This is a genomic window from Paenibacillus sp. GCM10027630, assembly GCF_042676305.1.
GTDB lineage: Bacteria > Bacillota > Bacilli > Paenibacillales > NBRC-103111 > Paenibacillus_S.
The window spans coordinates 163,845-186,252 of record NZ_JBHTGY010000096.1 but is presented as its reverse complement, the minus strand read 5'-3'; the positions used below and the strand labels follow the sequence as shown (position 1 = coordinate 186,252).

The 22,408-nt window shown below is 41.1% G+C and carries 25 protein-coding genes and 1 tRNA gene; 23 read left to right on the top strand and 3 right to left on the bottom strand.

Annotated features, from left to right (window positions below):
- Positions 1–7: 7 nt before the first annotated feature.
- Positions 8–1,372 (bottom strand): chromosomal replication initiator protein DnaA, encoded by a 1,365-nt coding sequence (gene dnaA / locus ACFQ0C_RS36515; protein ID WP_379374489.1) that lies wholly within the window; start codon positions 1,370–1,372, stop codon positions 8–10.
- Positions 1,373–1,977: 605 nt separating this feature from the next.
- Between dnaA and rpmH the strand changes: the two genes are divergently transcribed.
- The 12 genes from rpmH to ACFQ0C_RS36455 all read left to right on the top strand — a co-directional run bounded on the left by rpmH (position 1,978) and on the right by ACFQ0C_RS36455 (position 13,158).
- Positions 1,978–2,112 (top strand): 50S ribosomal protein L34, encoded by a 135-nt coding sequence (rpmH, locus tag ACFQ0C_RS36510; protein WP_171652965.1) that lies wholly within the window; start codon positions 1,978–1,980, stop codon positions 2,110–2,112.
- A gap of 155 nt (positions 2,113–2,267) precedes the next feature.
- Entirely contained in the window at positions 2,268–2,612 is a 345-nt protein-coding gene (rnpA, locus tag ACFQ0C_RS36505) for a ribonuclease P protein component (protein ID WP_258218270.1), read from the top strand.
- A 75-nt stretch (positions 2,613–2,687) separates the two neighbouring features.
- Positions 2,688–3,419, top strand: a complete 732-nt coding sequence (yidC, locus tag ACFQ0C_RS36500; protein WP_258218269.1) for a membrane protein insertase YidC — start codon at positions 2,688–2,690, stop codon at positions 3,417–3,419.
- Positions 3,416–4,033, top strand: a complete 618-nt coding sequence (gene jag, locus ACFQ0C_RS36495) for an RNA-binding cell elongation regulator Jag/EloR (RefSeq protein ID WP_258218268.1) — start codon at positions 3,416–3,418, stop codon at positions 4,031–4,033. Before yidC ends, jag begins: the two co-directional genes overlap by 4 nt.
- 133 nt (positions 4,034–4,166) lie before the next feature.
- The gene (gene mnmE / locus ACFQ0C_RS36490; RefSeq protein WP_379374485.1) at positions 4,167–5,546 is read left to right on the top strand and encodes a tRNA uridine-5-carboxymethylaminomethyl(34) synthesis GTPase MnmE; all 1,380 of its coding nucleotides are present in this window, start codon (positions 4,167–4,169) and stop codon (positions 5,544–5,546) included.
- A gap of 90 nt (positions 5,547–5,636) precedes the next feature.
- Positions 5,637–7,526, top strand: coding sequence for a tRNA uridine-5-carboxymethylaminomethyl(34) synthesis enzyme MnmG (gene mnmG / locus ACFQ0C_RS36485; RefSeq protein ID WP_379374483.1), 1,890 nt, complete (start codon positions 5,637–5,639; stop codon positions 7,524–7,526).
- Positions 7,526–8,251 (top strand): 16S rRNA (guanine(527)-N(7))-methyltransferase RsmG, encoded by a 726-nt coding sequence (rsmG, locus tag ACFQ0C_RS36480; protein WP_379374505.1) that lies wholly within the window; start codon positions 7,526–7,528, stop codon positions 8,249–8,251. Before mnmG ends, rsmG begins: the two co-directional genes overlap by 1 nt.
- Positions 8,252–8,510: 259 nt before the next feature.
- A complete protein-coding gene (noc, locus tag ACFQ0C_RS36475) occupies positions 8,511–9,326 on the top strand; it encodes a nucleoid occlusion protein (protein ID WP_258218265.1) in 816 nt (271 codons plus the stop codon).
- 409 nt (positions 9,327–9,735) lie between these two features.
- The gene (locus ACFQ0C_RS36470; protein ID WP_258218264.1) at positions 9,736–10,494 is read left to right on the top strand and encodes a ParA family protein; all 759 of its coding nucleotides are present in this window, start codon (positions 9,736–9,738) and stop codon (positions 10,492–10,494) included.
- On the top strand, positions 10,491–11,348 hold the full coding sequence (locus ACFQ0C_RS36465; protein ID WP_258218263.1) for a ParB/RepB/Spo0J family partition protein: 858 nt from the start codon (positions 10,491–10,493) through the stop codon (positions 11,346–11,348). Before ACFQ0C_RS36470 ends, ACFQ0C_RS36465 begins: the two co-directional genes overlap by 4 nt.
- A gap of 125 nt (positions 11,349–11,473) precedes the next feature.
- The gene (locus tag ACFQ0C_RS36460; RefSeq protein WP_379374480.1) at positions 11,474–12,628 is read left to right on the top strand and encodes an aminotransferase class V-fold PLP-dependent enzyme; all 1,155 of its coding nucleotides are present in this window, start codon (positions 11,474–11,476) and stop codon (positions 12,626–12,628) included.
- 35 nt (positions 12,629–12,663) lie between these two features.
- On the top strand, positions 12,664–13,158 hold the full coding sequence (locus ACFQ0C_RS36455; protein ID WP_379374478.1) for a DUF4446 family protein: 495 nt from the start codon (positions 12,664–12,666) through the stop codon (positions 13,156–13,158).
- Here the strand turns inward: ACFQ0C_RS36455 and yyaC are convergent.
- Positions 13,133–13,750 (bottom strand): spore protease YyaC, encoded by a 618-nt coding sequence (gene yyaC, locus ACFQ0C_RS36450; protein WP_379374476.1) that lies wholly within the window; start codon positions 13,748–13,750, stop codon positions 13,133–13,135. The genes ACFQ0C_RS36455 and yyaC overlap by 26 nt on opposite strands.
- 108 nt (positions 13,751–13,858) lie before the next feature.
- Between yyaC and ACFQ0C_RS36445 the strand changes: the two genes are divergently transcribed.
- From ACFQ0C_RS36445 to ACFQ0C_RS36430, 4 genes are all read left to right on the top strand, one after another.
- Positions 13,859–14,101: a putative Se/S carrier protein gene (locus ACFQ0C_RS36445; protein ID WP_258218259.1), complete on the top strand. Its 243-nt coding sequence runs from the start codon at positions 13,859–13,861 to the stop codon at positions 14,099–14,101.
- Between the two features lie 12 nt (positions 14,102–14,113).
- Positions 14,114–15,004 carry a mechanosensitive ion channel family protein gene (locus ACFQ0C_RS36440; RefSeq protein ID WP_258218258.1) on the top strand — a complete coding sequence of 297 codons (891 nt, stop codon included), beginning with the start codon at positions 14,114–14,116 and terminating at the stop codon, positions 15,002–15,004.
- 45 nt (positions 15,005–15,049) lie between these two features.
- Positions 15,050–15,268, top strand: coding sequence for a DUF951 domain-containing protein (locus ACFQ0C_RS36435; RefSeq protein WP_258218257.1), 219 nt, complete (start codon positions 15,050–15,052; stop codon positions 15,266–15,268).
- 66 nt (positions 15,269–15,334) lie between these two features.
- A tRNA-Ser gene (locus ACFQ0C_RS36430) sits at positions 15,335–15,425 on the top strand.
- 678 nt (positions 15,426–16,103) lie between these two features.
- On the opposite strand, the gene ACFQ0C_RS36425 is transcribed toward ACFQ0C_RS36430, so the two are convergent.
- Positions 16,104–16,283, bottom strand: coding sequence for a YjzC family protein (locus ACFQ0C_RS36425; RefSeq protein WP_258216417.1), 180 nt, complete (start codon positions 16,281–16,283; stop codon positions 16,104–16,106).
- A 243-nt stretch (positions 16,284–16,526) separates the two neighbouring features.
- Here ACFQ0C_RS36425 and rpsF point away from each other — a divergent pair, with 243 nt between their 5' ends.
- The 7 genes from rpsF to ACFQ0C_RS36390 all read left to right on the top strand — a co-directional run bounded on the left by rpsF (position 16,527) and on the right by ACFQ0C_RS36390 (position 22,400).
- A complete protein-coding gene (gene rpsF, locus ACFQ0C_RS36420) occupies positions 16,527–16,811 on the top strand; it encodes a 30S ribosomal protein S6 (RefSeq protein WP_258216416.1) in 285 nt (94 codons plus the stop codon).
- 41 nt (positions 16,812–16,852) lie between these two features.
- On the top strand, positions 16,853–17,323 hold the full coding sequence (gene ssb, locus ACFQ0C_RS36415; protein WP_171652947.1) for a single-stranded DNA-binding protein: 471 nt from the start codon (positions 16,853–16,855) through the stop codon (positions 17,321–17,323).
- A gap of 21 nt (positions 17,324–17,344) precedes the next feature.
- Complete coding sequence (gene rpsR, locus ACFQ0C_RS36410; RefSeq protein ID WP_171652946.1) at positions 17,345–17,632, top strand: 30S ribosomal protein S18; 288 nt, start codon at positions 17,345–17,347, stop codon at positions 17,630–17,632.
- A 434-nt stretch (positions 17,633–18,066) separates the two neighbouring features.
- A complete protein-coding gene (locus tag ACFQ0C_RS36405) occupies positions 18,067–20,673 on the top strand; it encodes an Ig-like domain-containing protein (RefSeq protein ID WP_379374472.1) in 2,607 nt (868 codons plus the stop codon).
- Positions 20,674–20,887: 214 nt separating this feature from the next.
- A complete protein-coding gene (locus tag ACFQ0C_RS36400) occupies positions 20,888–21,304 on the top strand; it encodes a CBS domain-containing protein (RefSeq protein WP_258216414.1) in 417 nt (138 codons plus the stop codon).
- A gap of 20 nt (positions 21,305–21,324) precedes the next feature.
- A complete protein-coding gene (locus tag ACFQ0C_RS36395; protein ID WP_379374470.1) occupies positions 21,325–21,468 on the top strand; it encodes a MazG-like family protein in 144 nt (47 codons plus the stop codon).
- Positions 21,469–21,473: 5 nt separating this feature from the next.
- A complete protein-coding gene (locus ACFQ0C_RS36390) occupies positions 21,474–22,400 on the top strand; it encodes a DUF2232 domain-containing protein (RefSeq protein ID WP_258216413.1) in 927 nt (308 codons plus the stop codon).
- Positions 22,401–22,408: the final 8 nt, after the last annotated feature.

Below are 22,408 nucleotides of genomic sequence, written 5' to 3'. Positions count from 1 at the left end.
GTACTACTTACATCGTGACATTTTTTACTTTCTCCATCAAGTTCTGGACGATGCGGTATAGCTCTTGATCCGTCTTCAACGCTGTAGAAATTTTCTCATGAGCATGAATAACGGTTGTATGATCTCGGCCGCCAAAGGCTTCACCGATTTTGGGCAATGAAAAATCAGTCATTTCACGAGCTATATACATGGCAATTTGCCGCGGATAGGCTACCATCTTCGTACGTTTACGTGCTTTAAAATCCTCCAGCTTCAATCCGTAAAATTCGCCAACCCTTTGCTGAATATCCTGGATCGTAATGACCTTCGGTCGGCTGCTCGGAATAATATCCTTTAATGCCTCAGCTGCGAGATGCGATGTTATATCTTGATTGATTAACGAGGAATAAGCAACGACACGAATAAGAGCTCCTTCAAGCTCACGAATGTTCGTATCGATCTGATTGGCTATGTAAACCATGGCCTCATTGGGTACTTCCAGGTTTTCGGCTTTTGCCTTTTTACGTAAAATGGCAATCCGGGTTTCCAAATCAGGAGGCTGGATATCGGTTATCAGTCCCCATTCAAATCTTGAGCGCAGACGTTCCTCTAGTGTAGGAATTTCCTTGGGAGGGCGGTCGCTTGAAATAATAATTTGTTTGCGTTCCTCGTGAAGCGCGTTGAAAGTGTGAAAAAATTCTTCCTGTGTTTGTTCTTTTCCGGCAAGGAACTGAATATCGTCAATAAGCAGCACATCGATAGTACGATATTTATTGCGGAAGCTTTCTCCGCGGTTGTCTCGGATGGCGTTAATGAACTCATTAGTGAATTTCTCCGAAGAAATATACAGCACACGGGCACTCGGATTATGTTCCAACACATAATGGCCAATAGCATGCATTAAATGTGTTTTGCCCAATCCCACGCCTCCGTATAAAAACAACGGATTATAAGCTTTGGCCGGCGCTTCTGCTACTGCGAGCGAGGCCGCATGGGCAAAGCGATTCCCTGAACCAATGACAAACGTATCAAATGTGTACTTGGAGTTCATCATATGACTAAACGTTTCTTCAGGAACGGTGGGCGGAGCTTTCACAGGATGGAACGATTGGGAGGAGGTTGCTGATGCAGCTTTTTCTTCTTCGGTCTCGATAACAAATTTCACTTCGGCTGGTTTTCCTGTGTAATCAAGTATGGTGTCTCTTATGAGCTTGGTATATCGGTTTTCCAGCCATTCTCGAGCAAAGTTATTAGGGGCGCAGATGACGACTTTTGAATCGTTAAAAATTACGGCTCTTGTGGATGTAAACCACGTTTCATAGCTTGGTTTACTTAGCCTAGTTTGAATAATGGAAAGAACTTGCTGCCATTGCTCGTTGGGATGGCTTTCCACAATAGTATTCACTCCTTTAAAAAATAAGCGATGTGGCATAAGCCAGGTAATTGTTGAAAGAAAGCGAGTTATGTCGGATTATATCCACATTGTTAAGCTATTGTGGACAATCTTTATTAGATAGGAGTGTAAATTGTTCACAAAGATATCCACAGCCTGTTGATAATTCTGTGGAGTACTTATTGCTATCCACAGGATGAGCATAACCATAATATCAAAATATGCATGGATAATCAATGGAATCTTGGGTTTTATCCACATTCCCCATAGATTGTGTGTAACTGTTATACACAGCACAAGATATTGTTAATATTTTGTTATTATTTCGACTTTATCCGATTTTTTGACTTTTTGTTATACACAACTACATGTTTTGACAAAATAATTGATCCTACTTGAGCACAGGATGCGAAAGTTTCTTCTTGTTAATAACATCGGATTTTTTATTCGGTGCTTGGGATAACCTTGATGAAGAACATGCATTCAGGAGGAGGGTATAACTGTTTATCCATACAAGAACAACAAGTTGACTTTTTCCTCGTAAGGTGGTTTAATGTTAAGAGGTATTTTCGGGAATGGAATTTCCTCAAGGAGGTGCAGGATAGATGGGTCCTACGTTTAAACCGAATGTAAGAAAACGCAAAAAAGTACACGGCTTCCGTAAAAGAATGAGTTCAAAAAATGGTCGTAAAGTACTTGCTGCTCGTCGTCAAAGAGGCAGAAAAGTTTTGAGCGCTTAATACAAGAGGCCACTAACAGGTGGTCTTTTTTGTTGTTTTTTAAATGATTTGATACTAATTTCAATAGATAGCAAAAGGTTTGTTTTAAAACGCCTTGTTTTAGTACACGCTAGTATTGTTTTGCTGACCGGTTCGGGATATGGAGAGAACTGCCTGTGGAGAAGAAAAATCGACTAACGAAAAGGGAATATTTCGATAAGGTATACCGCGGGGGCAAATCGGTGGCTAACCACCAGTTTGTTCTATATTCCTATGTACGGCATCAGCAAGCGGGATTCCGCCTGGGGATTTCGGTAAGCAAAAAGCTTGGTAATGCTGTTGTCCGAAACCGGATAAGGCGGATGGTCAAGGAAATTGTCCGTTTGAATGCACAGAGATTTCCGGTTGGTTACGATCTAATTTTGATTGCCAGGAAGCCTGTTGTAGGAATGGCTTATGCTGAAATGGAAAAGAGTATTTTTCATGTACTAAAGAGAGCTGCACAATCAGTCCGAAAATAAGCGGTTCCATTTCTTTTTTTCTATAAGATATGGTATAGTTTATTATTGGAAAAGATAAATTAGGAGGACTTCATTTTGACGCGTCGACTAGCTAAATATTTGCCGCTTATGTTTGCTTTTTTACTGCTTGCGGGATGTGCCCCGGCAACAACAAAGATCGATCCTAACAATGGGGTATGGGACAAGTATTTCGTTGGTCCATTGTCTGATGTTCTCGATTGGTTTGCGACGCTTCTTTGGGGACAATACGGTTTATCCATCCTAGTTGTTACTCTAATAATCCGCTTCATCATATTACCTCTAACGTTGAAGCAATATAAAAGTTCCAAACGGATGCAGGAGCTTCAGCCTGAAATAAAGAAATTAAAAGAAAAATATAAAGATGATCCAAAAAAGCAGCAAGAAGAGACGATGAAGATATTCCAATCGAATGGTGTGAATCCGCTTGCCGGTTGCTTTCCTTTAATTGTACAGATGCCAATTTTGATTGCTTTGTATAATGCTATCATGCGGAATCAATATATCGCCGATCATTCCTTCCTTTGGTTGCAGCTGGGTACTAAGGATCCGTATTACATTCTGCCTTTACTGGCAGCGTTAACTACGTTCTTCCAGCAAAAAATGATGTCGTCGCAAATGGCGCCTCAAATGCAGAACTTGATGTTCATTTTCCCCGTATTGATTTTCGTAATGGCTATGAACTTTGCAGCAGCACTTCCTCTTTACTGGGTATATAGTAATCTATTCACGATTGTGCAGTCTTATTTCATATACGGACCTCAAAATAAGGGTGGCCTGTCTAAATGAAAAAAATTGTGGTTACGGGTAAAACAATTGAAGAGGCCGTGAAAAACGGCCTTCGTCAATGGGATACCACGGAGGATCGGGTAAAATTGGTAGTCCTTGAACAGCCCTCTAGAGGGTTGTTTGGTCTTATTGGTTCTAGGGATGCGAAAGTTGAGCTAGAGTTTTTGCCGGATGCTGTTGATGAAGCCATTTATTTTTTACAGGATGTTTTTAGAACGATGAGCTTGGAAGTACGTATTGATAAGAAAACGGACAAGGACGGATTGGAGCTTCATTTATTCGGTTCGGATTTGGGGATGCTGATCGGTAGAAGAGGGCAAACTTTGGATGCGCTTCAATACCTGGTTAACATTGTAGCGAACCGTTATGCGACCTCCCATGTTCGTATTGTTCTGGATGCTGAGCATTTCCGTGAACGGCGCAAGAAAACCTTAGAGGATTTGGCCGCAAGGCTGGCCGATAGGGTGATTCGAACGAAAAAAGAAGTTGTCTTGGAGCCCATGTCTTCTCATGAGCGCAAGGTGATTCATGCTAAACTGCAGGACCATCCTATGGTTCGGACCTTTAGCAGGGGTGAAGAACCAAACCGTAGAATTGTTATCGTGTACAGATAAACTTCCGGGTGCAATGATGTCATAGTTATGACTCATTGCATTTTTCAGTTGGAGCCGTTCCAATAAAGCTCCTTGCCTCTTATTTATAAGGAGGGCGGAGCTGGTTACTTGATTAAGAGACAGAGGTGCAACTATGTTAAATGACACCATAGCAGCTATATCCACTCCATTGGGAGAAGGAGGAATTGCTGTTATTCGTATAAGCGGGGATAACGCAGTTACGGCAGCTGATCGAATTTTCTATGGTAAGGATAAATTAAAAGAAGCCTCCACACATACAGTACATTATGGTTATATTAAAGATCCTCAAACCTTGGCTAGTGTTGATGAGGTGCTGGTTACCGTAATGAAAGCGCCGCGTTCGTTTACTACGGAGGATGTAGTAGAGATTAGCTGTCATGGCGGATTTATTTCTGTAAAGAAAGTTCTCGATTTGTTGCTGGAGCAGCAGGAGATAAGATTAGCTGAGCCCGGCGAATTTACGAAACGTGCCTTTCTTAATGGAAGAATTGATTTATCCCAAGCTGAGGCGGTTATTGATTTAATTCGGGCCAAATCGGATAGAGCTTACCAGGTTGCTATGAAGCAATCGGAAGGTACCTTGTCCAAAAGAATTAAGCTGCTGCGTCATGATTTAGTAGAGTTGATGGCACATATAGAAGTGAATATTGATTATCCGGAGCATGATGTCGAAGAAATGACCAATGCTTTTATCAAAAATAAATGTTCGGCCGCTATGGGGCAAATAGATGATTTACTTAATACTGCGCGGCAGGGCAAGATTTTGCGTGAGGGTATTGTTACAGCTATTATAGGTAAGCCGAATGTTGGCAAATCCTCATTGTTGAATACATTGGCACAAGAAAATCGGGCGATTGTAACCGATATTCCCGGAACGACGAGGGATGTTATAGAGGAGTTCGTTAATGTTAATGGCATTCCCCTAAAGCTATTGGATACAGCAGGTATACGTGAAACCTCTGATCTGGTTGAGCAGATTGGGGTGCAAAAATCGAAAGATGCACTTGTCGAAGCTGATTTGATTCTTCTTGTCTTCAATGGGGCGGATACACTTGAGCCGGATGAGATGACAATAATCGAGCAGCTTAAGGACAGGCAAACCATTATCATTGTAAATAAATTAGATTTGGAGCAGCGAATAGAGCTGAACCTTTTGCAAAACCATTTTCCTGCGGAACGCATTGTTATGATGTCGCTGCTGGAAGAGCAGGGGATTACGGACTTGGAAAAAGCTATCGCTAGTATTTTCTTCAGTGGTCAGGTAGAATCAAATGACCTGACTTATGTAAGTAATGCACGGCACATCTCCTTGTTAAAAAAGTCTCGAAACTCTCTTGAAGAGGCATATACGGCAACAGAGAATTTTGTGCCTATAGATATGGTTCAAATCGATATCCGCAATGCATGGGAGCAGCTTGGAGAAATTATCGGAGATTCTGTTGGAGATTCGTTGATTGATCAAATTTTTTCGCAGTTTTGTTTGGGTAAATAATGATATAGGGCATTTTTTTTGAAATAAGGTTATAGCTTAATAAATTTATGAAGTAAGTTTTCTTTTGAAAACTCCCAGGAGGTAGAGTCAATGAGTTATGTAGCAGGGCAGTATGATGTCATTGTTGTTGGTGCGGGTCATGCAGGATGTGAAGCAGCGCTTGCAGCAGCTCGTATGGGTTGTGAAACATTAATGATAACGATTAATTTGGACATGGTTGCATTTATGCCTTGTAACCCTTCGATCGGTGGACCGGCCAAGGGCCATGTTGTTCGTGAGATTGATGCGTTGGGCGGCGAAATGGGCCGAAATATTGATAAAACATACATTCAAATGAGAATGCTGAATACAGGTAAAGGACCTGCTGTTCACGCACTTCGCGCACAAGCTGATAAATTTCTGTACCAACATATGATGAAGCAAACGATGGAAAATGAAAAGAAATTGACGCTTCGTCAAGGATTAGTGGAAGAACTTATTGTTGAGGACGGCGTATGTAAGGGGATTGTTACCAAAACAGGCGCTCAATATTTGGCCAAGGCTGTAGTTATTACAACCGGCACTTATCTTCGCGGAAAAATCATTATGGGCGAATTAATGTATGAAAGTGGGCCTAATAATCAACAGCCGGCTGTTAAATTATCTCAATCTCTAAAAGATCAAGGGCTGGAGCTTGTTCGTTTCAAAACAGGTACTCCGCCGCGTGTTCATAAAGACACGATTGACTTCTCTAAGACGGTTATTCAACCAGGGGATGATAAGCCGAAGTTTTTCTCTTTCGAAACAACTGAAGAAATCCCTAATCAATTACCGTGCTGGTTAACTTACACTTCGGAACAAACCCATCAGATTATTAATGATAATTTACATCGTGCGCCAATGTTCTCAGGGGCTATTGAAGGAACAGGACCCCGTTATTGCCCGTCAATCGAGGATAAAATCGTACGTTTTGCTGATAAAGCAAAGCATCAAATCTTTTTGGAGCCAGAAGGACGTAATACGTCTGAATATTATGTGCAAGGTCTTTCCACAAGTATGCCAGAGGATGTACAGCTCAACATTTTGCGTTCCATTCCGGGGCTCGAGAAGGTGGAGATGATGCGAACAGGCTACGCTATTGAGTATGATGCGGTTATTCCTACACAGCTTAAACCTTCTTTGGAAACGAAAGTGGTTAGCGGTTTGTTCACGGCTGGACAGATTAATGGAACTTCAGGTTATGAGGAAGCAGCAGGCCAAGGTGTAATGGCAGGCATTAACGCGGCAAGAAAAGTGTTTGGACATGAAGCGGTAGTATTGGATCGTTCCGAGGGTTATATTGGAGTATTAATTGATGACTTGGTGACAAAAGGTACGAATGAACCTTATCGGCTGCTTACTTCACGAGCTGAATACAGATTATTGCTGAGACATGACAATGCTGATCTTCGATTAACACCTATTGGTCATGATATTGGTTTAATTAAAGAGGAGCGTTATGAACGCTTTTTGGAAAAATATCGGTTAGTTGACGAAGAAATCGAACGCCTGAAAACAACCAAAGTAAAACCGGTAGATGCTCAAGAAATGCTTGCTTCTATAGGAAGTGCGGAGATTAACAATTCCGTTGATTTAATTTCCTTGCTTCGCCGACCTGAGGTATCCTACGAGCATATTCATGGGATCTCGCCGAGTCCGAATGTTCTTTCGGATGAAATGAAGGAGCAGGTCGAAATTCAAATCAAATACACCGGATACATTGAGAAGCAGCTCATTCAAGTGGAGCGTTTACGTAAAATGGAGAAAAAGAAAATTCCGGACGATATTATTTATGAAGAAATTCATGGCATTGCGATGGAAGCTAAGCAAAAGTTGGCCAAAATTCGTCCTATCTCAATAGGGCAGGCAACACGTATTTCGGGTGTTACTCCAGCGGATATATCCATACTGCTTATCCATTTGGAGCATTACAATAAAGTATTAGCAGCCAGAGGTCAATGATGGATCCTATACAAACTAACTTTTTAGAATCGCTAAAGCCATATCAGATCGAATTATCGGAACAGCAGCTCTTGCAATATGAATTATATTACAAAGAGTTAGTATCCTGGAATGAAAAAATGAATCTGACTGGCATTACAGAGAGAGAGCAAGTCTATGTCAAACACTTCTTTGACTCGCTCTCTGTTTCTTTTTTTGTTTCCTTGAAAGATAAGAAGAGCCTGGCGGATATAGGCTCAGGAGCTGGGTTTCCTAGCATACCGCTCAAGATTGCTTTCCCTCATCTTAAAATAACTATTGTAGACTCCCTAAACAAGCGAATTCAATTTTTGAATCATCTTTCTTCGACGTTAGGGCTATCGAATGTGGAGTGCATACATGGCAGAGCAGAGGACATTGCTCGTTTACCACAGCATCGCGATAGTTATGATATCGTAACGGCCAGAGCTGTTGCGAAGCTTTCCGTACTTAATGAGTTTTGTTTACCTTTTACCGCCATCGATGGATGTTTTATAGCAATGAAGGGGAACGATGTTCAAGAAGAGGTCAAGGAAGCAAGCTATAGCTTGAAAGAGCTTAAGGGGAAACATATACATACACATCATTTCCAGCTGCCGGATGAGGAGCATTCCACAAGACATTTGGTTGTTATTCGTAAAACGTTCCAAACACCGTATAAATATCCGCGAAAAGCGGGGTTACCTCTAAAGCTTCCTCTTATTTAATGTTCCACGTGAAACATTTCATGTGTTTTATGGCTCTAAGTTTTCTGTTTGTAAACCGACGTTGAGACTATCTCAAGGATGTCATTTATAATCATTTTAATTGTTTATTTCTATATTTTAATAATATAATTCCACAAGATGTAAAATTGAAATATTATTCACGATTATGCCAATATTCTTGCAGGAAATGGCAAGCTTTTGGAGAATTTATTAGAGTAGTATTTTGCTATTTACGGCTAAAGATCGGGTGGTTAGATTAATGAAAGAACAGATCTCTAAATTGTTTGGATTCACGGATAAATCTTCGACGGATGAAATTAAAAATATTTCAATCCAAGATATCGTTCCAAGTCCATATCAGCCTAGAACAATTTTTGATGATGAGCGAATTGAAGAGCTGTGTCAGACCATTAAAACTCACGGCGTTATACAGCCGATCGTTGTCCGTGTTAGGAACAACAAGTTTGAATTAATTGCCGGAGAGCGTAGATGGAGAGCTGTCAAAAAACTTGGATTGGATACAATTCCAGCAATAGTCCGGGATTTTAATGATTCTCAAGCTGCTTCTATCGCATTAATAGAGAACCTGCAACGTGAAGGATTAACAGCGATTGAAGAGGCGATAGCCTATCAACAATTAATAGATTTACACAATTTAACACAAGAGAGTTTAGCTCAGCGATTGGGGAAAAGCCAATCCACAATAGCTAACAAAATTCGTCTATTAAACCTTAGCGAGCCGGTTAAATTGGCCTTAATGGAGCGTAAGATTACAGAAAGACATGCTCGCGCCTTGCTCTCTTTGAGCCAGGAGGATTTGCAGGTCAAAGTGCTGGAAGACATTTTGGCCAAGGAACTAAATGTTAAACAAACGGAAGCTAGAATTCAGTTTCTGAAAGAGACAGCCAAGATCAAAAAGACGAAACGAGTTTCATTCTCCAAAGATGTGCGCTTGGCATTAAACACAATCAGGCAATCCGTTGAGATGGTAACTTCCTCAGGCTTGCAAATCAATACACATGAACAAGATCATGAAGATCATTATGAAATCGTAATCAAGATACCAAAACGGTGAAAAATATAGTATGATAGATTAGTTGCTATTTATAAGAGAATAATTCTATTAAGGCTCCGTTAAAGGGAGCTTTTCTTAACCTTTTTATAATGTCAGAATGTTTAGTTTACAGTGGAACAGAAAATTCTGATATTGCAAGTAACCCTACAAATAAATCGAGGTCGCTTATCCGTGAAATGCTTCGAAAATGGGTTTCTTGTTAATTTTTTTGATGTGTTTGTGTTATTACGTGGCTTTGAGTCGATTTAAGATTGTTAAGTCGCAACTATTGTTTTTTCGAAAGGTCACTTCATTTGTTTGTATGTATGGGTATGTTTCTATCTATGGAATTATTCGAATTGGTTGACTGTAGTTATTAATTAGTCCGGGTTATTGCTTGTTATTAGTATTTTATTGAGGTGAAATGATTTTGTCTAAGATTATAGCAATCACAAATCAAAAGGGTGGTGTTGGTAAAACAACAACGTCCGTTAACCTTGGGGCATCATTGGCGGCATTAGGTAAAAGGGTGCTGTTAGTTGATATTGATCCTCAAGGGAATACAACCAGTGGTATTGGTGTTAACAAGGCTGATGTTGTTTACTGTATCTACGATGTCATTATCAATGACATTCACCCAAAAGATGCTATGGTCGATACAGCCATACCGAATTTGAAGATAATACCTGCTACAATTCAATTGGCGGGTGCAGAGATAGAACTGGTGCCGACTATTTCACGTGAAGTCAGATTAAAGAAATCTTTGCATTTGGTCAAACATCTATTTGATTATATATTAATCGATTGTCCGCCATCTTTGGGTATACTTACGGTTAATTCTTTAACAGCAGCAGATTCGGTTATTATACCAATCCAATGTGAGTATTACGCCTTGGAAGGCTTGAGCCAGTTATTGAATACAGTTCGCTTGGTACAAAAACATTTGAATACCACTCTTCAGATTGAAGGGGTTCTGTTAACGATGTTTGATGCGAGAACGAACTTAGGCATGCAAGTAATTGAAGAAGTGAAAAAGTATTTCCAGCAAAAAGTTTATCAAACTATTATTCCACGAAATGTAAGGCTAAGTGAGGCGCCGAGCCATGGTCAATCGATCATTACGTATGACCCACGTTCCAAAGGGGCCGAAGTGTACATGGAGCTTGCGAAGGAAGTGATCGCACTTTGAGTAAACGATTAGGCAAAGGTTTGGATGCATTATTACCGGCTCTTAGTATTGGGGATGACGATAAAATCGTAGAAATCCCGTTGTCACAACTAAGACCCAACCCATATCAACCAAGACGGACTTTTCATGATGAATCGATCAATGAATTGGCAGCGTCGATAAAAGAACACGGAATTATACAGCCTATCATAGTTAGAAGTGTTTTAAAAGGATACGAAATTATAGCAGGCGAACGCAGATTCAGAGCTTCTCAAGTTTGCGGCTTGGCAACAATCACAGCAGTAATTAAAAAGTTCAGTGACCAGCAGGTTATGGAAATTGCTCTAATTGAAAATCTGCAGCGTGAAGATCTTAATGCAATGGAAATCGCTATTGCATATCAAGCCTTGATAGATCAATTTTCTTTAACGCAAGAGGAGTTGTCGGTTAAGGTAGGGAAGAGTAGGTCGCATATTGCAAACTTCTTGAGGTTGCTTCAGCTTCCTGAAGAAATTAAACAATATGTTTCACGTGGAACATTATCAATGGGTCATGCAAAAGCAATCATCGGATTAAAGGATACGAAAACGATAAAAGCTTTAGCAGAGCTGGCGATAAAAGAGCAATGGAGTGTTCGTGAGCTAGAAGAGGAAGTAAAGCGGCTGGAAGAAAAAACGGACAACAAGAAGGCTGCTTCTGCGAAATCGAAACGAAAAGATCCATACATTAATGAATTGGAAGAAAACTTGCGTGAAATGTACAGAACAACAGTGAAAATTAAACACAACAATAATAAAGGGAAGATTGAATTACTTTATTATTCCAAAGATGATTTGGATCGTTTGTTGGAGCTGCTGCAAGGGAAAATTTCTTGACGTATAGATCAGTTTAAAAGGAACGGTAGAAACGAATGGGAAGTTGACGTAGCATACCTTATTATTGCCTGCTTGAATGGGGCAGACTAGGTATGCTACTTTTTATGAAGGAGGGTGAGAAGATAATGGATATAGCCTATTTAGATCATGCAGCATCATCGTGGCCCAAACCACCTGAAGTATTACAAGCTATGCAGGAGTGTATGCTTCATTATGGCGCTAATCCGGGCAGGGGAAGCCATCAAATGGCTGTACAAGCAAGTCGTGCGCTGTTCGAAACACGAAAAAGCTTGGCGAAGCTGCTGAAAGTTAAAAATCCTAATGATATTTCCTTTGCACTGAATACTACAATGGCGCTGAATCAAGCGATAATGGGATTTGTAAAAGAGGGAGACCATGTAGTGTGTACTGCTGTTGAACATAATTCAGTTCGCAGACCTTTGGAGTTTTTGAAAAAAACAAAAGGGGTAAGCATAAGCTATGTGAAAACTAATGAAAAAGGTGAACTTTCTGTTCAGGACGTCAAAGAAGCGTTTAACAGTAAAACAACTTTATTAGTTTGCAGTCATGGTTCTAACTTGTTAGGGAGTATTTTACCTGTAGAGCAATTGGGAGAGTTGTGTAAACAAACAGGGGTTAAATTGTTGGTGGATGCGGCGCAAACGGCAGGTACGCTTGATTTAAATGTGGCGCTTATGGGGGTCGATATGCTGGCTTTTCCAGGCCATAAGAGTCTGTTGGGGCCTCAGGGTACAGGAGGGCTCTATATAGCCCCTGAGCTCGAATTGGAGCCTCTGCTGCATGGCGGGACGGGGAGTCAGTCGGAAGCTATAGACCAGCCTACAGTAAGGCCGGATCGATATGAGTCGGGCACTCAAAACACAGTGGGAATAGCCGGATTAAATGAAGGTGTAAAATTTGTGCTTAAAGAAACAGTTGAGCGTATACATAAGAAAGAATGGGAACAAACTCAATTGCTTATGGAGGCATTGATGGGAATTGAAGGAGTTTCAGTGCTGGGGCCAGATTTGGGGCAAAATAGAACAGGAATCGTATCCTTTACTATAAATCAATCGGATTCATCAGAGATTGCTTTTATATTAGATCAATCCTTTCAAATTGCGGTTCGTGCCGGTTACCATTGCTCTCCATTAGCTCATGAAAGCGCAGGGACGCTGGAGAGAGGTGCTGTAAGAGCGAGTGTAGGGTATTTTACAACAAATGAGGAAGTAGAGCGTCTAATAAGTGCGGTGAAGGAAATCGCTAAGCATATGAAGTAAAGGGCTTATTCATAGAGATGCAGGAGGAAATGAGTGTGGGGGAAATACTGGAGTTGCTGGATGTCAGAGTACTGATGGTTGTTATGTTAATTGTAATTGTAGTTTTTCTAATAATCGTGCTTGTATTATCGAGCAAACTGAATAAGCTTAGAAAAAACTATATGAGTATGCTAAATGGCGATGCAAGTTTAAACGTGGAAAGTGCATTGATTGGTCTGCAAGAAAAGGTGGCATCAAGTAACGCGGAAGTAGATGGAGTCAAACAGCAGATTCAATTAATAACACAGCAGATGAAAACAATGAAGTCCAAAATAGGCATCTACCGCTACAATGCATTTGCAGAGAGCGGCAGCGACCTTAGCTTTTCACTAGCTATTTTGGATGAAAATGTAGATGGAGTTGTAGTGTCGGGAATTCATAACAGGGAAGAGACCTATGTATACGCAAAGCCATTGACGAAAGGGCAGTCCCAGTATCCTCTGTCGCCTGAAGAAAAAGAAGCTATTAATCGATGTGTGTCAACGAAGTAACGGCTGCAAAGCGTTTAATATTGCTTAATGCGACGTAGAAAGAGCGGGCAATAACTTCAGACATGCTCATTACAAGACTAAGGCGAGTGTTCTGAAGTACAAAATATTCCATAAAACCGCCTACATTAACGATTCCAGTAATATGCATATTGCCTACAGGAGGAAGCTCTTTATTAACGCCTGCCCCAGGCTTGACCGGACCGTTACCGATCTGGATGCATCCTACACTGGCTAGCTGACCTAAGCATGCATCAATGGCTATAATGTAAGGGTTATTGTACTGGGAGTTGATAGCGTCAAGAGTTTCCTTCAAATTCATAGCATGGACAGGTTGTTCGAGAGTTCCATATAAGTGAAAGCTTTCTAAGCTGTACTTTTTCAACTGTGAACCAACAAGGGGACCAAGGGAATCTCCAGTTGAGCGATCGGTTCCAACGCATACAATGATGAGAGGCTGCTGTGTAGGGATTTGACCAAGCACTGAGCATAGACGGTCAGACAGGACTTCGATGATGTTATTTTCGGTGTGTTGAACCTTTAAATTTTCAACCTCTTTTGGCATCACGGTGTCTCTATGAAAAGAAAATTTCATATAATAGCCCTCCAATTCGTAGGAGTGTAAAAACAATTTTTACTAGTATACGGAAGAAGGGTTCAATTTATACGTAAGTTTGTGAAAAAATGATAGGGGTGAGAGGGCATGTTATTAATGGCATTTGATTCGACCCAACAGGCGTTAAGAGCTGAGATGCTGCTGGAATATGCAGAAATAGAGAATGACATGCGTCCTACGCCCAAGGATATTACAGCAGGATGTGCACTTTCCCTTGAATTTCCCAAAGAAGAGTATAAAAGAGTGAAACAAATCATAGAAGAAGAAAGAGTAGAAATAAGGGGCATTTTCTTCAAAAAAGACGATCAGTATGTTAACATGGATGCATAGGGTGGGAAACAAATGAATTATTTGGTACAAGGTTTTCTTCTGGAGGATAAAATGGGTTTAATTGCCGGATGGCAGCAGGTGTGGGATCCATTCATCGCCTATATCTCCAATCCGGAGGTATGGACAGGTCTTCTTATCGGGGCGTTAAAAGTCATTTTTATTTATTTCGCAGGCCGGCTGGTCATGAAACTTGCAAATAAGGCTTTGGAGCATATGCTGGTTGCCAGAGACAGGAACCCGTTAAAGCTCGATACAAGACGAACAAATACGATTGGAAGATTGTTGGGTAATATCACGGCATATGTGGTTAATTTTATAGTCATATTAATGATTCTTAATCAATTCGGTATCCGTTTGGAGCCTATATTGGCGGGTGCAGGCGTCGTTGGATTGGCCATCGGATTTGGTGCGCAGAGCTTAGTAAAAGATGTTATAACAGGCTTTTTTATTATTTTTGAAGATCAATTCGCAGTAGGGGATATAGTTCAAATAGGAACGTATAAAGGAACAGTAGAAGAAATCGGGCTGCGGGTTACGAAGTTGAAGAGCTGGACAGGGGAAGTACATTTTATTCCCAACGGGACTATAAATCAGGTAACCAACTTCTCATTGAATAATTCAATAGCTGTTGTAGATATTTCGATTGCTTATGCGTCAGATATTGATAAAGCATTAGAAGTGTTGCGAACAACCGTATTGAAAAATTACGAATCCAATGTCAATATGGTAAAAGAGCCACAAGTGCTTGGAGTACAAACGCTCAGCACCTCAGAGATAACACTTCGAACAACGGTGGAGTGCAAGCCGAACACACAGGCGCTAGTATCTCGAGAGCTTTATGCCGAAATCAAAAAAGCATTGGACGCTTTAAGTATTGAGAGCAAAGAGTCCCAGGCTAATTAAACTAGCTTCCATGTTTCCAATACAAAGAAAAGGGGGAGGGCGTGTATGGAACGAAAACAGTATCAACTAGGCGATATTGTCCAAATGAAGAAGCCTCACCCTTGCGGGAGCAATGAAATGGAAGTAATCCGGCTTGGAATGGATATCCGCATCAAATGTGTAGGCTGCAAGCATAGCGTACTGGTACCGAGGGCGAAGTTCGAAAGCAAACTGAAGAAGGTGCTGCGTTCTAACCCCAGTGCTTCAGAATTAAGCGCGGATTGACTCTAAGATAATGGTTGCAAACCATGGCTAAACTGTGGTATATTACTACTTGTCCCTTTTTAGCGCGGAAAGGTACCCAAGAGGCCCAAGGGGGCTGACTCGAAATCAGCTAGGCGGCGCAAGCCGTGCGTGGGTTCGACTCCCACTCTTTCCGCCACTTAAGTTATAACCTACATATTAAAGATAACAACCTCCTTATGCAGATTAAATGCGAAAGGAGGTTTTTTTGATAATATTAGAAAATATAAGTTTGAACCGGAGGTTCACCTTTCTAATATTGCAAGAAAAGCAACCGCTTAGACACGAAATGTATCTTCATCGAGAGGGCTTCGATCAGAAGCTTTTCTTATAACATCAGACTCCATAAGGTTTCAGGAAAGCTGAACTGAGCAAAGTCTGATTTTGCAAGAAACGCTATTCTTTATCGAAATCGAAAGCGCTTAGAGTGGAAACTGTTCTTATAAAACCGTTAAAGATCCATTCAAATAAGATCACAAAACGATCAGTGAGACCGGGTTCTTCTCCGTACAGTGAAACGATCGACTACATAGCCTATTAACGCCCAAGACGCAATGGTGAGGACATATAGCAGTGCTGCGTTGACATTTGTATAAGAAAAGAAAGGGAAGAACCACGCTGGTACACTGAGCGCGTAAAATATAAGGTAGATGGGTTCTGAATCGTGACCAATGTAATGCATAAGGCAAAGGGCTGCTCCGAGTGCCGTGCAGAACAGGGTGGCTGTATATCGCATGGTAGTGGCTCCTTTTGTAAGTGAAGTTAGAGCCCTCTCAGGGGCTTAAGCTTGGGCTTTGCCCATGAGAGGGAGGAGAGGCTAGTATTTACGTTTCCATTTGCGGTTGTGGTTGGAGGTATCTGGGAATGTTTCACCTTTTTTCAAAGTAATGATAGTAGGATCGTTGATTCCCATATGGAAGGCATTTTCCCCCATCTCCATGTACTCGCCATCGTTGGGAGCTTTGTCACCTGGTCTAAATTGACTCCATTCGCCCATTTCTAGTCACCTCCTGTTATGAAGTGTAATGTTAGTTTTCCCCAAGGAGAGAAATGCATGAGCATAAATATTTACCATTAAAGAAGGTGACAAGTAAGGTGGAATTTAAAACTTGTTATTGGGCAGCAGTTTTGCTATAGTATTATAGTGCGAGTTTTGATAACCAAGTATTACTCGCTCCTTGCTCCGTTCGGTGATATGCCGTACACAGTGGAGCCGTTTAGTCCAAAAGGAGGTGAAACCATGCGCAAATATGAAATCATGTACATTATTCGTCCGGATCTTGAACAAGAAGTTGTTCAATCTACGGTAGAAAAATTTCAAAACATCATCAACAACGGTGGAGAAATTACGAAGCATGATGTTATGGGTAAGCGTCGTCTTGCGTATGAGATCAACAAGATCCGTGATGGTCATTACGTGTTAGTTCATTTCAACGCTAACAATGATGTTATTACTGAGCTTGACCGTGTAATGAAGATTTCTGATGAAATCATTCGTTACCTGATCGTTAAAGATGTAGCTTAAGGCATCAAATGCCGTAATTGACATGCTGGGAGGGTTTAAGGTTGCTAAATCGTGTGATTCTGATTGGAAGGCTTACTCGTGACCCTGAATTGCGCTATACACCTGCAGGAGTTGCCGTAACTACATTTTCGTTGGCCGTGGATCGTCCTTTCACGAACCAGCAAAAGGAACGGGAAGCAGACTTTATCAATATTGTAACATGGCGCCAGCTTGCTGAAACATGTGCCAATTACTTGCGTAAAGGACGCCTGGCTGCAGTTGAAGGCAGGATTCAAGTTCGTAACTACGATAATAACGAGGGTCGCCGCGTATATGTGACAGAAGTTATTGCCGATAATGTTCGTTTCTTGGAATCTGCAAATAGCGGCGGTGGTGCGAATGCAAGCCGTGAAGATGGAATGGGTGGCGGCGGTAACAGCCAACAACGTAACAGCGGACCACGAGACAATCAAGATCCGTTCCAGGATGATGGAAAACCGATTGATATTTCCGATGATGATTTGCCATTTTAACGTAGAAAGGACTGAATAACGATGGGATTCCAAAGAAGAGATAATAACAGCGAAGACCGTGGCGAACGCAAGTTTGGCGGCCGTAAGGGCGGCAAAGGCGGAAAGCGCCGTAAAGTTTGTTACTTCACTGTGAATAAAATTACTCACATTGACTATAAAGACATCGAAACGTTGAAGAAGTTTATCAGCGAGCGTGGTAAGATTCTTCCCCGCCGTGTAACAGGAACTTCGGCTAAATACCAACGTGCCTTGACGATTGCGATCAAACGCTCACGTCAAATCGCGTTGCTGCCATACACAACGGAATAGTAACGTAATAAGGAGACAACCGGTTGGGTTTATACCAACCGGTTGTTTTTTTATATTATCAGATTTTAAATAGGCTATAGCGGTCGGAAGTCCGTTATTTGGGCAAATTATGAGCCATATGCAGAAAAACAGAGAGATAACGGAATTGGCTATTCCGTTATCTCTCTGTTTTTTGCGCTTTCCAAGTGTTAAAGGAATAAATACTTCCTCTATTGTTTTTCTTTTCGTGGACGCAGCAAGCTATTAATAGGATAAAAGGGGGATTGAACTCATCGTAGTCATTGACTTAATGTTATTAATAAAATTATATTAGTGGTAGTATAAATTTTTTCGACAATATAACCGATATTTAGTAGACGACCTATTTAGATGGATGAAAGTGCGCAATCAAGTATGAATTTAACTAGAGATCCATACAACGGAGGTAAGAGTTTATGTTTAGATTTACCCGAATAATGCTATTATTAACTATTATTTTAGTAGCTACTAGCAATTTGACCCGTACGAATGTGTTTGCCGCTGATGAGATTTCAAGCCTAGTGCTGAATAAAAATGAAGTTTCGCTGGAAGTCGGGGCAACTACCAATTTAACGGCTACAGCCGTATTCGTATCTAATTCAACTGAGAATGTAACCGTGAAAACAGATTGGGTTTCCAAGGCTGAGGATGTTGCAACTGTATATGCAGGTGTAGTGACCGGTAAAAAGGAAGGCACGGCTGTTCTTACTGCCACTTATTTAGGGAAAACCGTCTTTGTAAATGTAACAGTAACGAAGCGTGTAAAAACTATGACAAAGGATAAACAGTCGATAGACTTAAGGCTGGGAGGAACTGAAAATATCAGTCTTACAGCTTATTATGATGACGGAACCGATCAGATCGTTACAACCAAAGCGGATTGGACAAGCAATAACAATTCGGTTGCAACAGTGACTAACGGCTTGGTTAAAGGTCTAAGCTCAGGAACGGCGATTATTACAGCTAAATATAACAATCAAACATTGAGCTTGCCGGTTAATGTAGAAATAGTGAAGCGTATTGATGCCAAGAAATCACAAGTATCCTTATTGTTAAAGGGCGAAGAGAAAGTTGAATTGATTGCTACATATCCTAACGGGGATAAAGTGGATGTAGCGGACAAAGCAGAATGGGAAACAGACAAAGGGACTGTAGCTGATGTATTGAATGGGGTAATTACGGGCTATGGACCAGGTAAAGCGACAATAACAGCATCTTATGGTACTCAAACAACAACCATTAAGGTTGATGTGGATAATGCTATCAAGCTCGATATCGATAAACAAAATGTTTTCATGAAAAAGAATGGTAAAGAGGCACTTAAGCTTTTTGCGACCTATGCGAATACTGGAAATGGGGCACCTGAAGATATTACTGAACGTGCAGAGTGGACATCAAGCAATGAAAATATCGTTTATGTTTACAAAGGAAATTTAACTGCAAATTCTATTGGCGAAGCTACAATTACTGCTAAATTCGGGGAAAAAACGATCACAACGGTAGTTGATGTAGATGTGCCTAGAAGATTGGAATTAGACAAGGAGGTCTATTCTCTACAAGTAGGAACTCCTGGGCAACTAAAGCTATATGCTACATATGCGGATGGCTCAACAAATAACGATGTTACTGACAGTGCGGAATGGTCAGTAGATAATGATGCCATAGCGTTTGTCACAAAAGGGAAAATTACGACCTATAAGTCAGGCGAAACCAAGGTAACGGCTACTTATGGTGGGAAGAGCATAACTGCCAAAGTGCTAGTGGATATTCCAACTTCACTAGAATTATCGAAGAAGACCGTTAACTTCCAGGTGGGAGCTTCTGAACAAATTACTCTTTATGCGGTTTATCCGGATGAGAGAGGTAAAGTGGATATAACAAGCAAGGCTGAATGGCTCTCCAGTTCAGTTGAAACGGCTAGCGTAAATAACGGTAACATAACGGGAATTGCAACAGGAGCCGCATCGGTCTCCGCGAAATATGGAACAAAGACAGCAACAGTTAAAGTATCGGTGGGCGTTATAGATAGCCTGACTACGACGGAGAAAACCAATGTGGTCTTGAAAAAGGGCGGTAATCAACAGCTTATCGTTACGGCTAAATATACAGACAGCACCACCAAAGAGGTAACAACAGAAGCTGAATGGACCAGCTCTAATCTGAAGGTTGCAACAGTGGAAGATGGCAAGGTTACGGCAATTGGTTCAGGTGAAACACAAGTTACGGCCACAGTAGGTAATAAATCAATCACGTTTAGTGTTCAAGTGGACACGGCTAATAAATTGGTCGCCAATATTCCATATTTGATTTTTGATTTAGGCGAAGTGAAACAAATTACGCTGTCCGCAACTGATTCATTAGATGCATCCCATGATGTTACTAGCGAGGCGGAATGGAAATCAAGCAATCCTCTTATTGCGCAAGTGTCGAATTCAGGGGTAGTAACTCCTATTACACGCGGCAAGGTTACTATTACAGCAACCTATGGAGGAAAAAGCATCACCATTCCTGTTGAAATAGGAGTTGTTCAAAAGCTGGAAGTCGATCAACGTTTTATCGCAATGAAAACGGGGCAATCGGTTCAAGTTAGATTGACAGCGACACTTTCAGATGGAAGCACCAAAGATGTTACGGAGGATGCGGCATGGAAAACCTCCAATTATAAAATTGCGGATGTCATTGGTGGATTATTGACAACCACTGCTCCTGGAAAACTAACCTTGTCAGCCAATTTTGGCGGTAAAACAATTACAGTCCCAGTAGAAATCGGCACACTTAAATATTTGAAAACCAATGTGGTGAAGCTGGATCTCAAAGAAGGCGAAGCGGGAGAAATCCAGGCCATTGCCACTTATACGGATGGGTTTGAAGAGGATGTAACCAAGCCTGCGATGTGGACCAGCTCCAATATTATGATCGCAGACGTAAAAGACGGGATTATAAAAGCTACTGGAAAAGGAACGGCTACAATAACGGTTAGCTTTTCTAACCTGAAGACTAAGGTCAGCGTTACTATCAAGTAGCAGTTATTTTAGCTTTATATAACAATAGGGCAGCTGAGCTTCGTGCATCAGCTGTCTTTTTATCTGATAAGAACCTGGTTAATGGGGATGAGCCGGGTTCTTTATTTTGGTACAATAAAAGGATATACAGTTGTATATCTTCCTTGGGAATCATAGTGTATTATGAAGTAGGGTAAAGGTAGTATGGAATTATTACTTCGAAAGGGTGGCTTAGGTGAATATTGCTTTTTTTCTTGTTCCTAAAGAAGACGTTATTTATTTATCTCCTAATTCTACAATGCGCCAGGCGCTGGAACGTATGGAATATCACCGCTATTCGGCGGTTCCTCTTGTTAACGAGGATGGCAAATATGTGGGTACGATTACGGAAGGGGATCTTTTATGGAAATTAAAGCATTCCCCCGAGATAGGTTTTGACAACGCACATAAAGTCCACCTCCGGGATGTGGCTCAGCATATGGCTATAAAGCCTGTACGTATTGACCAGCAAATGCAGGATTTAATTACATTGGCGACCAATCAAAACTATGTGCCTGTAATTGATGACAGTGAGGTATTTATTGGAATTATCCGTAGAAGAGAGATCATTGATTATTGCTTCAAGCTGTGGCAAGCCGAACAAAAGGTTTAAAATTGTGGTATAATTAACTAATGGCTAGAAAGATAGACATCTCATTTCGCAGTTTAGATGAAGCAATTTTGGAAAAAATGAAGAAGCATAAAGCTGAAGGTCACCAATTGGAACAATGGTATGGCGATATATCTGCTTTGGAAGAACATATGCGTAAGAGGTGAATGTGTTGGGGAAAGGTTCCGCAAAAAGTATGCTTGGCTGGAGCTTGCTGACTGTTGTTTTGCTCCTGTCGATTTTATCACCATTAAATATCATTACATTAAGCTTGTTGATGATTCCTGTACTCGTACAATACGTCAAGCTTGAGACGAAACGATTTCTGATCTATTATGGTATCAGCTTGGCTGCTCTCTATGTTGCAGCTTCCGTTCTCATAACGGGCTGGGTAGGTGTGGTGCTAATAGCCATTTCCCTGTTCTTTCTGCCGCCGGTTATTCAAATGGGTAATTTGTATAAGAAACGCGCCCCGGCTAGAACGGTTTTGACCATCGGTACTATAACAATGCTTGCTGAAATGCTGCTGAGTATATTGGTTGCTTACATGTTCGGACTGAATCTGATTAGTAAAATGAAGCAGTTTATGTTAGAGGTTCTGGAAACAATGCCTGCGCAGCTAAGAAGTATGATAGCAATCGATCCGGATACGCTGGTACAATTAATGAGCCAGATGCTTCCGTTTTATATGATTGTATCTTCTCTGTTCCTTATCGTGGTAACGCATTGGTTAGCCAGAAAGCTGTTGAATCGTTCGGGTGAATCCATACCGGCGTTCAAACCTATACGTGATTGGATGCTGCCGAGGTCATTCGTCTGGTACTATGTAATTGCTCTGTTCATGGAGTTTTTTGTAAGGGATTCAAATTCGATCTTCTTTACGTTGCTGTTAAACTTATTACCGCTGCTTACGGCTGTGTTTGCTATACAAGCAATAGCGTTTCTATTCTATGTAGCCCATTCGAAGCAATGGAACCGGACGCTGCCTATCATCGGCATTATAGCTTTGTTGATTTTTCCGCCGGCTTACTTTATGTTCAGTCTGCTTGGTGTGTTTGATGTAGCGTTCCCGATCCGTGAACGCATGACTGGAAAATAATGTATGGA